This window comes from Luteibacter sp. E-22, assembly GCF_049913125.1.
In the GTDB taxonomy this organism is placed as follows: Bacteria; Pseudomonadota; Gammaproteobacteria; order Xanthomonadales; family Rhodanobacteraceae; genus Luteibacter.
The window spans coordinates 696,209-711,567 of record NZ_CP183975.1; the positions used below are offsets into that span (position 1 = coordinate 696,209).

The window sequence follows — 15,359 nt, forward strand, 5'->3', positions numbered from 1 at the left end:
ATGCCCGCGAGCAAACCGGAACTCGTGCCGGCGGTGCCACTCGTGTCGGTACTGATACCCGCGTTCAACCACGAGGACTTCGTGCAACGTTGCCTGGACAGCGTGCTCGACGATCCCTATCCGGCCAAGGAGATCGTCATCATCGACGATGGCTCGACGGATGGGACGGCGGAGCGGATCGAGGCGTGGATCGCGACCCACGGCGAGGCTATCGCGATCGAATACGTGAGCCGCGAGAACAAGGGCATCGCGGCGACGCTGAACGAGTTGGCGGCACGCGCGCGGGGTGAATTCCTGCGCATCGGCGCCAGCGACGACTACCTGCTGCCCGGCGGTTCCGATGTCCTCGTCCGCTATCTCGTCGATCACCCCCACAAGGGGGCCGCGATAGGGGATTGCATCGTCGTCGACCGTCACGGCGCGAAGATCCTCGACAGCGGCATGTCCGACCTCCATCACGCGAACAAGCGACTGTATGGCTCCGACGACGGCATCCGGCGCGCGGTGATCAGCCACTGGGCGATCGGGGGTCCGGTCACGATGTTGCGCAAGAGCGCGCTGGAGACCGTGGCTCGCTGGACCGAAGGCCTGCGCATCGACGACTGGGACCTGTTCCTGCGCCTGGCGGCGAGGGACGCCATCGGCTTCGTCGATGTAAAGGTGTGTGCATACCGGCTGCATGGCGCGAACTTCAGCAAGACGCGCCATACCGCCACGCGTATCGTCAATCTCACCGAAGCGCGTCAGGTGGCCTTGCGCCGGCTGTGCATGTTCGACGAGCCGGACCGCACCCTCCTGCGTGCCGAGGCGTTCCGCATCGGCGCCAAGATCGCCTTCCTGCAGGGACGATCCTGGCTCGTGGCGATGCAGATGACGGCTTACCTGTCGTTGCTGATGCTGTCCCGGGTCCGTCCCGTGCCGCATCGCCAGCGGGTGGGCGAAACATGAAACGCCTGCTGCGCCTGCCGTCGGCCTACCTGTGCCTGCCACTCCTGCTTGCCTGCGGCATCACGCCGCTGACCTACGACCTGCCCGCCGGATACGGCCAGGGCATCCTGCTGCTCGTGCTCGCGGCGGGAGCCATCCTTCTGCTCGACGCCGCCACGGGCACCCGGCTGACCGCGCCCGAACGTTTCCGCGCACGGCGATATGCCGGAACCCGCGAGGCCTTCGTGGCACTGGCGTTCGCCGCGGTGGTGACGCTGTTCTGCGGCCTCGACCTTGCGCTCTTCCCCATCCCCCTGATCGACGATCCCTCGTCGTACGCGACGATGGAGCCAGGACGCGAACACCTGCGCCATATCTCCGACATGTGCTGGACCTTGCCCGTCATCGGCTTGCTGTGTACGCGCCATGCGGGATTGCGTTACGTGCTGCTGACGGTGGGCCTGGTGTTTCCGGTGCTCGTGATCGACCGGAACCGCATCTTCGCGGGCCTGTTCTCGATCGCCTTCGTCACGGTCTTCCGTCGTGATGCGACGCGGCCCTTGCCCTGGAAGGCGATCGCCATGCTGGGCCTGCTTGGATGCGTCGTCTTTTCGGTGCTGGGCGCCCTGCGCTCGGGTTCGCTGGACAACGTGACGCTGCCTTTCAGCAGCCTCTATCGCGCGGCCCCGCAGGGGGTGAAGTGGCTGCTTCTTTACATCAGCGCCGGTCCCTACAACTTCGGCGCGATGCTGGCCAAGCACTATGCCAACCCGGACTTCCTCGTGCACCAGCTGATACCGGGCAGCGGCCCCTTGTCGAGCATGGACACCGACATCCCGTTCGATGCGATGAACATCAACGTGGGCACCGAGTACCTGCCTTTCCTGCTTGCCTGGGGCGCGCCGGGCGCGCTGCTTTCGATCGCGGCGGCCTACGGCCTGTTGATCTGGTGCGTGCGCCGGTTGCGTCCGAACGTGCCGCTCTTCGGACTCCTGATGTTCCTGCGCATCGCCTACGTCTCGGTGATGTCGCCCTTCGCACCCCAGATATTCATCTGGATGAATGCCGCCTTCCTCGGCATCTGCCTGTTGTTGCAGGTACTGGCCGCATTGCTGCCGAGCCGAACGCCATCCCCCTTCCATCCTTCCGAGTCCCCCGCATGGAACGAGCCGACGAAATCTACCTGATCGACATGTGGCGCATCGTCGCCCGCGAATGGCGCTGGTTCGCCGGCACGGCCGCCGTCGTCCTCATGGCCACGTTCGCATACCTGCATGCATCGCGTAGCCAATGGGAAGCGACGGCATGGATACAACTGGGCCAGCTGGGCGTCGCGCCCGCCGGTCAGGACCCGAAGGTCGAACCGTTCCAGCGCGTGCTCGAGCGGCTCGACACGCTCGGCTTCCAGAACGACGTGCTGAAGAGCATCGGTGTTCCCGTCGAAGCACCCGAGGCGAAGCTTTACCGGCGCAGCCTGAAACTGGAGCCGTTGCCGTACGCGAGCTTGATCAAGCTCCGTCTGCGCGCCTATTCGGCGCAGGATGCCGCCGAGCTGGCGTCGGCGACGGTGACGGTGCTGCAGGCGATCCACCGGCGCATCGAGGCGCGGCCACTGGAGCTGGCACGCAAACGCCTGGGCGAGGTCGAGGCCAGCCTGAAGGACGCCCGCGCCGAACAGGAAAGGCTGTCCCGCGAAACCGCCGCCGGCAAGGGTGACGACGCACGAATGGCGGGTGTGCTGCTCGCCGGCGCGAACGCCGATGTCCGCACGCTCGAGCAGGTTCGCAACGACCTGATGACGCGGTTGGCGGACAACTACACCTCCGGCACATCGATGGCCTGGCCGATCGACGTGCCCGCGGACCGAGTCTTCCCCAACGCCCCGTTGACCTTGGGCATGGGCGTGCTGGCGGCGGCCTTCCTCGCCTCGCTGGCGGCCGTCGCGCGGCATGCGTTGCGCCGTCGCGGAGCGGCGACGGCGAACCTCGCCTGAGTCAACCAAAGCGCGGCCAGACGGCACACACAGGCCATACACCCACGGGTTCGGAGATCGACATGACTGGCCAGGCACGGATGGAGCGAATGCCGCCCCCGCGGGGGCTCGACGAGGCGCAACTGCTCGACACGCAGAAGGCGTTCGACAGCGTGGCGGCGGATTACGATGGCCCGCGCGGCAACAACGAACTGATCCAGCGCATGCGCGGCACGATGTGGTCGACGATCGCCCGGACGATGCCGGCGGGATCGCGGCTGCTCGACCTCGGTTGCGGGACCGGCCTGGACGCCGTCGAGTTCGCCCGGCACGGTTACGAGGTGGTGGCCAGCGACTGGTCTCCCGAGATGGTGGAGCGCACACGTGCCCGGGCCGAGGCGGCGGCGCTGGAATCGAAGGTGAGCGCCGTGCACCTCGGCGTGCAGCAACTGCACCTGCTGGGCGGCCGCTTCGATGGTGTCTATTCGAATTTCGGTCCGCTGAATTGCGCGCCCGACCTGCGCGCCGTGGCGGACGAGTGCGCGCGGCTGGTGCGTCCCGGCGGCTCCCTGGTCTTCTCCGTGATGGGCCGTATCTGCCCATGGGAGGCGGGCCACTATGCCGTGCGCCGCCGCTTCGGCCGGGCTGGTGTACGTCTCGCTCGCGGCGCGCAATCGGTGGGCATGAACGGCCACACGATCTGGACGTATTACTACATGCCGCGTGAGTTCTACACGGCCTTCCAGGAGCATTTCACGCTGGGCGGTTATCGCGCCCTGAGCCTGTTCCTGCCGCCGCCCTACATGGTCGAGCGCTATCGCCGCCGCCCCGCCTGGTACGAGCGGCTCGGCCGCATCGACGACCGTTTCGGCGGGCTGCCGTTGCTGCGCGACATGGGCGATCACTTCCTGATCGTGATGCACCGGCGCTGAGGGTGGACGCCACGCTTTCCGGCGCCGCCCTGGTGACCGTCACCGGTGCCGCGCGCTCGCCCCTGCATCTTGTCGACGGTCGCATCGGTGCACGCACTGGCAAGGGTGGTTTCCCGGTGGACCTGCGCGATCACCTGGTCTTTCCGGGCCTGATCAACGCCCACGACCATTTGCAGGTGAACAGCGTGCCGCCTCTCCGCACGGGCGCGCCGTTTCCGAACAGCTACGCGTGGATCGAGGCGTTCCAGGAGCACTTCGCGGAGCCGTCCGTGGTTGCCGCCCTCGCGATACCCAAGGAACGGCGGATGCGCCACGGCGCGCTCAAGAACCTGCTCGCGGGCGTCACCTGTGTTGCACACCACGATCCGTGGCACCCCGCGCTGGATGCCACGGATTTTCCGGTGGCGCTGCTGCGCGACCATGGTTGGAGCTACACCCTGGACGGACCCGCCTACGGGCCTCCCGTGCAAGCCAGCTTCGCCGCGACGCCGTCCGCGCATCCGTGGATGATCCACCTCGCCGAGGGAACGGACGCGGTGGCCGCCGCCGAGCTTGCGCGGCTCGACCGGCTCGGTTGCCTGGCCACGAACAGCGTGCTCGTGCATGGCGTGGGCATGGGGGAACAGGACATCGACCGGGTGATCGCGGTGGGCGCATCCGTGGTGTGGTGTCCGGGCAGCAATCGCCGCCTGCTCGGCCGCACGCTCGATCCACGCCGGCTGCATGCGGCGGGACGGCTCGCCCTGGGCAGCGACTCCCGCCTCAGCGGCGCACGCGACCTGCTCGACGAACTGCGCATGGAGGACCTGCATGGCACGCTGGACCGGCGAGCCCTGCTTGCCCTGGCGACCGAAGCCGGCGCGCGCGTGCTTCGCCTCTCCAGGCGGGGCCGGCTAGAGCATGGTTTCGTGGGTGACCTGGTGATCGTGGAGGATCGCGGCGGGGACGTGGCGGCCGGCCTGGTTGGCCGGCGCCGCGCCGATCTTCGCGCCGTGGTACGCGACGGCGTGCCCCGCCTTGCCGATCCCGATTTCGCCGGCTGGTTCGCCGCTGCCGGTATCGAGACGGTACCGGTGATGCTGGACGGCAAGGCGAAGTTGCTTGCCCGTGAACTCGCCGATCCGGACCTGCTTGCGCTCGAACCGGGCCTTGAGCATGCGCCGCTGGCGACGCACGAGAGATATCCCGCGGAGATTTGTTCATGAACGCCACGCCCATCCTCGAACCGTCGGCCGCGTACGCTCTATGGGCCGGCAGCTATCCCGCCCATGCGCACAACCCCGTGATGCTGGCCGAGGAACGCGCGATGCTCGGCCTGTTGCCGGGAGACTTGCGCGGACAATCGGTGGTCGATGCCGGGTGCGGAAGTGGCCGCTACACGCGTCACGCGGTGGAGCGTGGCGCGGCCCGCGTGCGCGGCGTCGACCTGTCACCGGAGATGCTGGAGCGTGCCGCCGCCGCGCTCGCCGACACCGCTGCGCTCGCCTCGGTCGAGCTGGGGCAGGGCGATCTGGAGTCGTTGCCGTTGCCTTCGGACGAGGCCGACATCACGCTTTGCGGCCTGGTGATCGGACACCTCCGGCGACTCGAACCGCCGCTGGCGGAACTGCGCCGGGTGACCCGTCCCGGCGGCCTGATCCTTTGCAGCGACGTGCATCCCACCGGCCACGCGCTGGGCTGGCTGCGCGACTTCAAGCACGGCGGGCAGCGCTATGCGGCGCGCCATACCCCGCACCTCTACAGCCATTGGCACGCGGCCTGCGCGCGCCTCGGCCTGCTCATCGAGCACGTGCTCGAACCGATGCTCGATGCCACGGACATCCCCGAGGGCGCGCACTTCGATCGCGCGGCCCTCGACGTGCCTGTCGCGCTGGTATTCCAGCTGCGCCGTCCCTCCTGAATCCTTGCGACCGACTTCATGACCCACGCCCCGAACACCCTGCTGGTCAATCCCACGATCACCTCGCGCGGTAGCGCGCGTTTCCCCTTGTCGCTGCTCCATCTGGCCGCGGCGCTGGACCGCGGCGGCACGAGCCGGGTGGTGGACGGCAACATCGATCGCGACGTGGTCGCCGCGACCTTGCACGCGATCGAAGCGGAACGTTTCGATGCCGTGGGCATCAGCGTCATGGGCGGCCCGCAGATGGAACCGTCGATCGCCGTGTCGAAGGCGATCCGCGAACGCTTCCCGCACATGCCCATCGTATGGGGCGGCTATTTCCCGACCCTGTACACCGATACCGCGCTTTCCGCGCCGTACGTGGATTACGCCATCCGGGGGCAAGGCGAGGAAAGCCTGCCCGAATTGATGGCCGCGCTCGGCCGGCCCGACCGCGATGTTTCGCGCATCGGCGGACTGTCCTGGAAGCGTGACGGCGATATCGTGCACAACCCCGGCCGCCGCTTCTCGCTCGGCGACAGCGGCATCGTGTTGCCGTACGACAAGCTGGGCGACCCCCGCCGCTACCTGGCGCCCACCTTCCTCGGCCGTCGTACCGCCGCGCACCAGGCCGCCATCGGCTGCCGCTTCCGCTGCACGTTCTGCGGCGTGGCGGCCATGTTCGGCGGTACGACGGCCTTGCCGGCCGTGGCCCGCCTGGAGCGCGACCTGAGCTATCTCAAGCACGGCCTCGGCGCCGATTCGATCCAGTTCTTCGACCACAACTTCTTCGATCGCGAAGAGGACATGGTCCCTTTACTGGAAGTGATGGCGAAGCTGGAGCTGCCCTGGTGGTGCTATGCGCGTTCGGATGCCTTGCTCAACCTGTCGGAAAGCTCGTGGAAGCTGGTGCGCAAGAGCCGGTTGCGCATGGCCTACATCGGCGCGGAGTCCCCCAGCGGCGCGATGCTGAAGGAAATCCGCAAAGGCACGCGGCCCGACCAGACCCTCGAAGTGGCGGAGCTGTGCCGGCGCCACGGCGTGATTCCCGAACTGTCGTTCATGGTCGCACCGCCGCAGAACACCGAGGAAGAGACCTTGCACACCTTCGAGTTCATCCGTGAGCTGAAGAAGATCAACCCGCAATCGGAAATCATCGTCTACATCTACACGCCGCTACCGGAAAGCAGCAAGCACGAGAAGGATCGCGGCAAGCGCGCCTCCACGCCCTTGCTCGACCTCGACGGCGAGCCGGTGATCTTTCCGGCGACACCGGAGGAATGGACGGAGAAGCGTTGGGTCGACTACGCGTGCCACGCGGATGCCCCCTGGCTGACGGACGACCTGCGCCGGCACATCCAGGATTTCGTCACCGTGTTGCGCTGCCGCTTCCCCACGGTGCAGGACCTGCGCTCGCCACCCTGGGCCAAGCGGGGCCTCAGCGCCATGGCGTCCTGGCGTTACCGCCGGCGCAAGTACGACAAGCCGTGGGAGCTGAATCTCGCCAACCGCCTGGTGCGCCTGCGCATGCCGCAGGTGTCCGGTCTCTGAGGGAGCGCGTCGCGTGCACGCCGTCCTGGTCAACTTCCTGCCCGCACCCGCGGAACTCGACGCCGACGCGATCTTCGCGCGCTGGCCCTCGCTGGCCGACATCGCCGAAGCGATCGCGAGCGGAGGCACGCGGGTGTCGGTCGTGCAGATGGCGACGTTCGACGGACGCGTGACGCGCTCGGGTATCGGCTATCACTTCGTCGACAGCCGGGGCATGCGTGGCGCGGGAGACCTTGGCCGGGCGGCGGCGAATATCGCCGGCGAGCTCGATGCGGACGTCGTGCACGTGCACAGCCTGGCCTTCGCACGGCATGCGGCGGCGCTGGCACGCTGCCTTCCCGCGCTGCCGGTCGTCCTGCAGGATCACGCGGACGGCCTGCCTTCGCGATGGCGTCACATGCCGTGGCGGCGATGGTACGGCGCGGCGGCGGGCATCGCCTTCACCTCGCTCGACCAGGCGACGCCGTTCACACGGCGACGCTTGTTCGCCAGGCATACGCGCCTGCTGGCGATTCCTGAAAGCAGCAGTCGCTTCACGCCGGGCGACCGTCGCGAAGCGCGCACGGTCACGGGTCTCCATGGCGAGCCCTGCGTGCTTTCCGTGGGCCACCTGGCCGCGGGAAAGGATCCGTTGACGATGCTCGACGGCATCGCCAAGGCCAGCGAGCGCTTGCCCGGCCTGCAACTGTGGTGCGCGTATGGCACGGCCCCCTTGTTGTCCGTCGTGCGCCGGCGGATCGATGGCGATGCACGTCTTGCCGGCCGGGTCCATTTGCTCGGGGCCGTGCCGCATGCGGATATCGAGTGGCTCATGCGTTCGGCGGATCTCTTCGTCTCGGCGAGTCTCGCCGAAGGGTCGGGTTACGCGTTGCTGGAGGCGATGGCCTGCGGGCTTCGTCCCGTGGTGACGGACATCCCTTCCTTCCGCGCCATCACCGGCGACGGTCGCATCGGCCGCTTGTGGCCTCGCGGCGACGCGGGCGCCCTGGCCGGGGCCCTCGTCGCGGCGGCATCGGACGCGATGGCATCGGACACGGCGCGTCGCGAGGTGCGCGATCATTTCGATGCCGCCTTGTCGTACGACGCCCTCGGTCGACGGTGGGCCGAGGCATACCGCCAGGTCGCCGGTGGAGAGGACGCCGCATGAAGATCGCGATGGTGCTTCCCGGTGGCGTGGACCGGGGTGGCGAGCAGCGGGTGATCCCCGTGTTCCTCGCCCTGATCGGGCGCCTCGCAAGGACGCATGAAGTGCATGTATTCGTATTGCACCAGGAACCCAGGCCGGGAACCTGGCCGCTGCGCGGCGCGACGATACACAACATAGGCGAGGGCCGTACGGTATGGCGTGCCATCGCCGCGATCCGTGCCGAACATCGATGCGCGCCCTTCGACGTGGTCCAGTCGATCTTCTCCGGGCACTGCGGCCTGATCGGCGTCGTGGCGGCGAAATCGCTCGGCCTTCCAGCCCTCGTGCACATCGCGGGCGGCGAGTTGGTCGCGCTGGACGCCATCGGCTATGGCGGAAGGCGCAAGTGGCGGGGCCGGCTGCGCGAGGCGGCGATCTTGCGCCTGGCGAACATCGTGACCGCGGCGAGTACCCCGATCGTCCATGCCTTGGGCGCCTTGGGCATTCCGGCGAAACGCGTGCCCCTGGGTGTCGACACGGACACATGGAAGCCGCTGGAGCCACGGCCGCGTGACGACGCGCCGCCGAAACTGATCCATGTAGCCAGCCTCAACCGGGTGAAGGACCAGACGACCTTGTTGCGCGCGTTGGCGATCCTGGCCAACGCGGGAGTGGACTTCGAGATGCGGATCGCCGGCGTGGACACGCTTGGCGGCGAGATGCAGGAACTGGCGCGTTGCCTGGGTATCGAACGGCGCGTCACCTTCCTCGGCTTCCGCACGCAGGCGGAACTTAGGCCGCTGATGGTGGCGTCCGACCTGCTGGTGATGTCGTCGTTGCACGAGGCGGGGCCGTTGGTCCTGCTGGAGGCCGCCGTGGCGGGCGTGCCGACGGTGGGTACGGCCGTCGGCCATATCGCCGAGTGGGCGAACGTGGCGGCGTTGGCGGTCCCCGCGGGCGACGCCGACGCGCTCGCCGATGCGATGGCCCGCGTGCTCGACGACGAAGCCTTGCGCATGCGCCTGGCCAGGGAGGCGCAGCGCCGCGCGCTGGCGGAAGACGCCGATCACACGGCGGGAATCTTCGAAGCCATGTACCGCGTCGTCACGGCCATCGGTCTCGCCAAGGCAGGCGGTGGCCTCTAGGCGAGGCCGTGCGCAAAACGGTGTCTTACCCCGCCACGACCGCGTCGAGCGCCTTGCGCACCACGTACAACGTGTCCATGCGCGGTACCGGACGGGTGAGCCAGGTGAGAAGGCGACGCCGGTGACCCAGGCTGACCCAACTCTGGCCTTGCAGCCAGACCTGGGTCCGGATCATGTCGGCGCGTTCCTTCACGCTTTCCTCGGTGGGCCGGAGCCGGTTCTTCAGGCAACGTCCGGCTTCGCCGAGCGAGCGCGACCATTCGACGCCCGGAAGGGCGTGCAGCCAGAGGTTGGAGCAGGAGACATGGGTGAGTGTCTGCCGGCGTGCGGCCATGCGTAGCAGGAGCGGGCAATCGCGTCGGAGTCGCCGGAGCACGTTCTTCGGCACCGCTCCGGCGTAATAGCGAGCGACGAGTTCGAGCGGCGGCAGCGCCCACCAGGGACGCTCGCCCGCCCAGAGTACCGCCCAGTCGTCCGGCCGCATGCGCGTGGCGAGCAGCGCGATGTCGTTGAGGTGGAGCAGGCGCAGGCTACGGCCGCACATGTTGCCCGCGGCGTGCAGCAGCAAGTGGCTCATCAACGCGCCCGGCGACGGATAGGGGTGGATGCCGGGGCGGGCATCGCGCGGACGAATGGCTGGCGTGATGTCCACCGTGTCGAGCGGCAGGCGTTCGTGAATGCGGGTATGCAGCTCGATGTTGATCGGCGTGTCGCGATGCTCGCCCAGGCCGGCGACCCCGTCGCCCGCCGACGGCTTGAATACGCGGTGCTTCCATTGCGCGAACGATTCCTCGTAGCCCAGGGCGAGCAGCATGCGAGCCGTGGCATCCGCGTCTGCCTCGTCCACGAGCAGGTCCACGTCGGCCATCGGCCGGTCGCCCGGCACGTACAGGCCGAGCGCATGCAACGCGGCGCCCTTCAGCGCGACCATCGGCAATCCCGCATCGCGCGCCCCTGCATCGATACGGCGCAGCAAGCCGGCGATCCGCTCGTGGCGCTGGATGACGTGCTGGCGCTGGTCGACGAGGAAACGCCGCCACGAAGGCCGTTGCCAGGTGGAGAAGCGGCAGAGCAGGGGCGAGACGCCGTGGGCGACGGCGGCGGCCGAGGCGAGCCGCCATTCGAGGTCGGTCCAGTCCGGCATGTCGGTGCCGGGCTGGGCGAGGGCGAGTTCGGCCGCCAACGTTTCCGTGGTGCGGCGCAGGCCGTGCTTGACGAGCTTCAGTGGCGGCAGCATGGCGTGCTCATGCGAGGGGGAGGGCGACGCCTTGTGACGTCACGGGGGAAGGGAAGGTCGGCACTTCCGTGCGGTGCGCCCGCTCGCCAGCCAGCAACGCGTTCCAGCGCAGGCGCAGGGACGCCTCCGCCTCCGCATCGGTCGCACCTTGCCGCAGCGTCACCTGGTCGTGCAGCAGGTTGCGGAACTGGCGGTAGAAATCCGAATCGTAGGCACCACGAAACATCATCGCGAGGTCGGCGCTATCGTCCCAGTGCGTCTTCGCGCCGAGCTGCGCCTTCACTTCCTCGAAGAACTTCGTGCCGGGAAGAGGATAGGACACGCTCACGCCGATGTCGTCGGGGGCGGCAAGTTCCACCAGCTCGCGCGTGGCCAGCAGGTCGTCGAGCCGTTCGCCGAGGTAACCCAGCTGGATGAAGAAGCCGACGCGGATGCCGTGCGCGCCGAGGCGCCGCCGGGCGGCGACGAGGTCGGGCACCTTCGTACCCTTCGTCATGCGATCGAGTACGCGCTGGCTGCCGCTCTCGGCGCCGATCCACGCTTCCGTGCATCCGGCTTTCGCCAGCGCGGCGGTCATGCGTTCGCTGGCGAGATCGGCGCGCGTCTGGATGGTGAAGGGGACGGACCCGTCGCTGGCCTCCAGATGCATGGCGAACTCGCTCACCCAGTCGACATGGAAACCGAAGATGTCGTCCGCCATCCAGACATGATCCGGCGCGAAGGTACGCTTGAGATAGGTCATCTCGGCGGCGACTTCTTCCGCGGGCCGCTGGTTGTAGTGATTGCCCCAGATCGGTTTGGCACACCAGTTGCACCGGAACGGACAGCCACGGGAGGCAGCCATGTTGAGGCTGAAGTAGCCATGCCTGTCCCGCCAGAACGCGCGGTATCGGTCGATGTCGAGCAGGTCCCACGCCGGTTGCCCGGCGATGCGCGGGTCCGGAGGCACCGCGCCGATGCGGGTGACGCGGGTCGCGCCATCGGCGATGCTGGCCACGCCGGGGAGGCCCTCCGTCCATGCCGCGGGATCGATGTCCGGCTGGCGCTGGAGACGATCGACGAGCGCGATCAACGCGCCGATGCCTTCGCCGATCAGCACCGCGTCCGCGCCGGCGGCGAGGAAGGGTTCCGGGTGGTCCGAGGCATCGGAACCGGCCACGATGACCCGGGCTCCGTTCGCACGCGCTTCGGCGATCATCCGGCAGGCCGCGTCGCGCATGCGGCCGAGGCACATCTTGGTGAGGAAGTTGAAATTGTCCTCGTAGAAGACCACCAGGCCGGGCCGCGCCCGCTCGAGCGTCGCCGCGTAGTCTTCCACGCCGTTCGCCAGCATCGCGTCGAACAGCGTGACCTCGTGTTCCATCCGGCGTAAGAGCGCGGCGATCTGGATCGTCGCCAGTGGCGGATAGGGCTTGCCACGTTCCCACTGCTTGCTGTCGTAGCGCAGGAAGTAGGAGTGGCCTACCTGGATATTCAACATCGGTGACGAGCCTCGGACTGAACCAGGGGAGCGCGGTGCCGGGACGCCGCGATGGGCGTAGGTGCCTTCCGGTGCCGACGAGGTTGCGTCGACGCCACGGCGCGCATCGGCAACCTTCCCGGCCCCGCGTCGCACTCACGCTCTCAACCGTTTCAGGCCGGGAAGATCGACAGGCGATGACGTTTTCGACCGATGTCCATGCACGAGACGTATCCGTCGCGGATCCATTCGGCGAGCGCATACGCCCCACGGTCAGCGTCCGCCGACAGATCCTCGGTGGCCGTTTCCGCTTCGAAAGCGACAGCGCCGAACTGCTTGCCCTGGTGGACGCGGCATACGGTGGATTGCCGGAACATCGCTTCTCCACGGTGTCGCCGGAATTCCGCATCGAATTGCGCGTGGCGCCGCGCGAGGCAGCGGTCGCTCGCGACACGCCGCCCCCGGTGCGCACACAGGCAGGCGCCGGCCTGCTCTGCGGCATGATGGACGAGGCGAACTACGTGGTGCTGGTTCCGGCGCAACACCGCGCCCTCGTCGTCGTGTCGCAGGACATGCTGGCGCATCCGTACCACGTGCGTTACGAGTTGGTCGAATTCGCCGTCTTCATGCTTGCCGCCCGCGGCATGAACCTCGTTCCGCTGCACGGCGCGTGTGTCGGGCAAGAGGGGCGGGGCCTCCTGCTGCTCGGTGCGAGCGGGGCGGGCAAGTCGACGCTGGCCTTGCATGCCTTGCTCGACGGCATGGATTTCCTCGCCGAGGATGGCGTCTTCGTGCAGCCGGAAAGCATGTCGGCGACCGGCGTGGCCAACTTCCTGCATGTGAAGCGGGATGTGTCGCGCTTCATCGACGATGCGGCCGTTCGCGACTGGATCGAAACATCGCCCGAGATCCACCGGCGCAGTGGCGTGGCGAAGTTCGAGGTGGACCTGCGTGAAGGCGCTGGTCACCAGGCGCCGGCGCCCTTGCGCGTGGTCGGCGCCATCGTCGTGAGTGCCGAGACGGCGGTCGATCCCACGCGCTTGCTGCGCCGCCTGCCGTGGGAGCACATGGCTTCGCTGCTGGCGATCGACCAGCCGTATGCGGCGGCACAGCCAGGGTGGGATCGTTTCGTCCATCGACTCGGTGGGCTGGGTACATACGAACTGCGCCGGGGTAGCCATCCAAGGGATTCCATCGCCGCGTTGCGCGCCTTGCTCGCGGCCGCCACCCCGGGGCTCTGACGGTGTCCGAAGGCATGCGCTCCGGGGCGCCACCCTTGCACGCGTTGCTGCGTTCGCTGCCATCCGGGGATCGCCTCCCGACGCTTGCCTATGTGGTGTTGTCGCTGATATCCGCCTGTGCGGGCAGCGTCGCGACCGTGCTCCTGGTCGCCCTGGTGCAGCCATCGCACGCCTTGCCCCTGCCTGTCCTACCCGTCCCCGGCGGCGGAATGGACACGACAGCCGGTGCTTTCGCCCTCGTGACGGCGGTGTTCGCCGTGCTGCGCTGGCAGGCCTCCCGCCTGGGCGCGCGACTTACGGCACGCTATGGGCTGGGTTTGCGCCGGCGCGTGCAGGCACGGCTGGTGGACGCCTCGTTGCCCGCCTTGGCGAACGCGACATCCGCGGAAATCGCGAATGTGCTTACCTACAACACCGAGATCGTCGTGCAGGGTTTCAGCGCCTTGCAGCAATTGCTCGTCGCAGGCGTGACCGCAGCGGCGAGCCTCGCCGTCGCATGCTGGGTCTCGCCGGTGCTGCTGCTCGCCACGCCCGTGCTGGGCCTGCTCGGCCTGCTCGGCTCGCGTGCGTTCGGCCGCGAGCAATCGGAAGTGAGCCGCGCCTATGTGGCGGACATGACGCGGCTGTTCTGGCATAGCGAGGATTTCCCGCGCCGCTTGCGCCACGTGCGTTCCTATGGGCGCGAGGACGCGGAGAAGGCGAGCTATGGCGACGTGGCCGCGCAGCTTTGCGAGGGCTATGCGCGGCAACTGGAACTGATCGCTTCGGGCCGCCTCCTGCTGGAACTGGCGGCGGCGTCGGGGATCGCCCTGGTGTTCGCGCTGGCCCATCGCTGGCATGGCATCGATGGCTCGTCATTGATGGCCGTCTGCCTCCTGCTCGGACGTTTGCTGCCTTACCTCGTGTCCACGCGGCAGAGTTTCCAGCAACTGAGGTTGGCCGCGCCGGCCCTGGAGCTCTGGCAGCGCTACATGGGGCTGGAGACCGAGGTGCAGGCACCGGCGCCGCCCAGGGTGGTGTCCGGTGCCACGCTGCGCATCGAGCGCCTGCGGGTAAGCCCGCCCGCGGGCGGGCTCCATGTATGCGAACTCGATCTGGTGCCGGGCGAGCTGACCCTGGTCTCCGGCGACTCGGGCATCGGCAAGAGCAGCCTGGTCGACGTACTGGCCGGCATGGCGCGTCCCGATGTGTTCGTCGCGCGGCTGGGCAGCGATGTCCTCGACTTCGACGCCTACCGGCAACTCGTCTCGAACGGGGCCTACGTCAGCCAGAGCGTTCGTCCCTGGCAGCACACCGTGCGCGAGTGTCTGCGTTGGGCGGCGCCCGCGGCCACCGACGCATCACTGCGTGAGGCGCTGGCCGACGTGGGGCTCGATCGCCGCCTCGTCGATACGGGCCTGGATACCTCGCTGGCCGACGCGTCGAGCCGTCTCTCCGGCGGGGAACTGCAACGCCTCCTGCTGGCCCAGGTGATCCTCCGCCAACCTGTCCTGGCGGTCCTCGACGAGGCGACCAGCGCGTTGGACGCGGCATCGGAGCAGGCCGTGCTGACGGCGATGAAGCGGCGCCTGCCGCACACGGTCATGGTGGTGGTCTCGCATCGCAACGGCGTCACGGCGCTGGCCGAGCAGTGCCTCGTCATCGGTCCCGATCGCGAGAGGGCCGTGAAACCCGTGCGGTCCCCGGGCCGGGCGAGGGCGTGACGCTGGTCCGCCACGCGGCAGGCCCTGCCGTTCGGTCTATTGTTCCGTCACGTCCCGCGGCATAACGTCGGAGCCGACACAGGGGGACTGGCCGATGCATACCACCGTCAGATACATCGCTCTTGTCGCGGGGCTGGCCGTCTCGCTGGCAAGCGGTTCCGCATGGGGGCCGGGCCGGCCGTCATTC

Annotated in this window: 13 protein-coding genes; 11 read left to right on the forward strand and 2 right to left on the reverse strand. The window is 68.3% G+C overall.

The window, feature by feature from the left end; translation table 11 throughout:
- The 9 genes from ACN9M2_RS03005 (at position 1) to ACN9M2_RS03045 (ending at position 9,532) form a co-directional block, all read left to right on the forward strand.
- Positions 1–948, forward strand: coding sequence for a glycosyltransferase family 2 protein (locus ACN9M2_RS03005; RefSeq protein ID WP_426286699.1), 948 nt, complete (start codon positions 1–3; stop codon positions 946–948).
- A complete protein-coding gene (locus ACN9M2_RS03010) occupies positions 945–2,114 on the forward strand; it encodes a hypothetical protein (RefSeq protein WP_426286700.1) in 1,170 nt (389 codons plus the stop codon). Before ACN9M2_RS03005 ends, ACN9M2_RS03010 begins: the two co-directional genes overlap by 4 nt.
- Positions 2,087–2,920, forward strand: coding sequence for a Wzz/FepE/Etk N-terminal domain-containing protein (locus ACN9M2_RS03015; protein WP_426286701.1), 834 nt, complete (start codon positions 2,087–2,089; stop codon positions 2,918–2,920). Before ACN9M2_RS03010 ends, ACN9M2_RS03015 begins: the two co-directional genes overlap by 28 nt.
- A gap of 89 nt (positions 2,921–3,009) precedes the next feature.
- Positions 3,010–3,831: a class I SAM-dependent methyltransferase gene (locus ACN9M2_RS03020; RefSeq protein ID WP_426286702.1), complete on the forward strand. Its 822-nt coding sequence runs from the start codon at positions 3,010–3,012 to the stop codon at positions 3,829–3,831.
- A gap of 2 nt (positions 3,832–3,833) precedes the next feature.
- A complete protein-coding gene (locus ACN9M2_RS03025) occupies positions 3,834–5,036 on the forward strand; it encodes an amidohydrolase family protein (protein WP_426286703.1) in 1,203 nt (400 codons plus the stop codon).
- Positions 5,033–5,731, forward strand: coding sequence for a class I SAM-dependent methyltransferase (locus ACN9M2_RS03030; RefSeq protein ID WP_426286704.1), 699 nt, complete (start codon positions 5,033–5,035; stop codon positions 5,729–5,731). The genes ACN9M2_RS03025 and ACN9M2_RS03030 overlap by 4 nt, the downstream gene beginning before the upstream one ends.
- Positions 5,732–5,749: 18 nt before the next feature.
- The gene (locus ACN9M2_RS03035) at positions 5,750–7,261 is read left to right on the forward strand and encodes a B12-binding domain-containing radical SAM protein (protein WP_426286705.1); all 1,512 of its coding nucleotides are present in this window, start codon (positions 5,750–5,752) and stop codon (positions 7,259–7,261) included.
- A gap of 13 nt (positions 7,262–7,274) precedes the next feature.
- Entirely contained in the window at positions 7,275–8,408 is a 1,134-nt protein-coding gene (locus ACN9M2_RS03040) for a glycosyltransferase family 4 protein (protein ID WP_426286706.1), read from the forward strand.
- Positions 8,405–9,532 (forward strand): glycosyltransferase family 4 protein, encoded by a 1,128-nt coding sequence (locus ACN9M2_RS03045; protein ID WP_426286707.1) that lies wholly within the window; start codon positions 8,405–8,407, stop codon positions 9,530–9,532. The genes ACN9M2_RS03040 and ACN9M2_RS03045 overlap by 4 nt, the downstream gene beginning before the upstream one ends.
- A gap of 25 nt (positions 9,533–9,557) precedes the next feature.
- Here the strand turns inward: ACN9M2_RS03045 and ACN9M2_RS03050 are convergent, their stop codons facing one another.
- Positions 9,558–10,769 carry a nucleotidyltransferase family protein gene (locus ACN9M2_RS03050; RefSeq protein ID WP_426286708.1) on the reverse strand — a complete coding sequence of 404 codons (1,212 nt, stop codon included), beginning with the start codon at positions 10,767–10,769 and terminating at the stop codon, positions 9,558–9,560.
- A 7-nt stretch (positions 10,770–10,776) separates the two neighbouring features.
- Positions 10,777–12,249: a B12-binding domain-containing radical SAM protein gene (locus ACN9M2_RS03055; protein ID WP_426286709.1), complete on the reverse strand. Its 1,473-nt coding sequence runs from the start codon at positions 12,247–12,249 to the stop codon at positions 10,777–10,779.
- Positions 12,250–12,425: 176 nt separating this feature from the next.
- Here ACN9M2_RS03055 and ACN9M2_RS03060 point away from each other — a divergent pair, with 176 nt between their 5' ends.
- Both ACN9M2_RS03060 and ACN9M2_RS03065 read left to right on the forward strand, forming a co-directional pair.
- The gene (locus ACN9M2_RS03060) at positions 12,426–13,469 is read left to right on the forward strand and encodes a serine kinase (protein ID WP_426286710.1); all 1,044 of its coding nucleotides are present in this window, start codon (positions 12,426–12,428) and stop codon (positions 13,467–13,469) included.
- A 14-nt stretch (positions 13,470–13,483) separates the two neighbouring features.
- Positions 13,484–15,172: an ATP-binding cassette domain-containing protein gene (locus tag ACN9M2_RS03065; protein WP_426286711.1), complete on the forward strand. Its 1,689-nt coding sequence runs from the start codon at positions 13,484–13,486 to the stop codon at positions 15,170–15,172.
- Positions 15,173–15,359 lie beyond the last annotated feature (187 nt).